The following is a 392-nucleotide window of genomic DNA, read 5'->3' on the forward strand; positions in this document are numbered from 1 at the left end:
AAAATGCTTCAAGAGTTAGTCGAGCACGCCGCTCAAACAGATGCATTACAAAAAGAAAAGATGGACTTATTAATGAATCATATGTATAAACGAGAATCCAAACAGGAAGAAAAAATGAATAAACTTGTTAGTCAAATTTATAACAAGGACAGTAATCGTGATGCACAGCTTATGCAAGTTATTCGAGAAATTCAAGAAACAAAAAGAATGGTTGCTGCCTCAAAAGAGCAAAGTTTCTTTCAAACATTTAAAAGTTTATTTAGCCGAGCAAAACAAGAAAAAACAAATGAATAAGCAGTATAAAATAAAAAGTTACCTTCCATCGGTAACTTTTATTCCTTATTTTGTACAGCTGGTAATATAATAATTGCTTCAGTGCCTTTTCCACTTTC

The 392-nt window shown here is 31.6% G+C and carries 1 protein-coding gene; it reads left to right on the forward strand.

Annotation, left to right across the window (positions count from 1 at the left end):
* Nucleotides 1-294, forward strand: a 294-nt coding sequence (locus tag MR167_RS31875; protein ID WP_242316266.1) for a DUF3967 domain-containing protein, incomplete at its 5' end; no start/stop codon positions are given.
* Nucleotides 295-392: the final 98 nt, after the last annotated feature.

Origin of the sequence: Bacillus cereus group sp. BfR-BA-01355 (genome assembly GCF_022663675.1) — a bacterium.
GTDB lineage: Bacteria > Bacillota > Bacilli > Bacillales > Bacillaceae_G > Bacillus_A > Bacillus_A thuringiensis_S.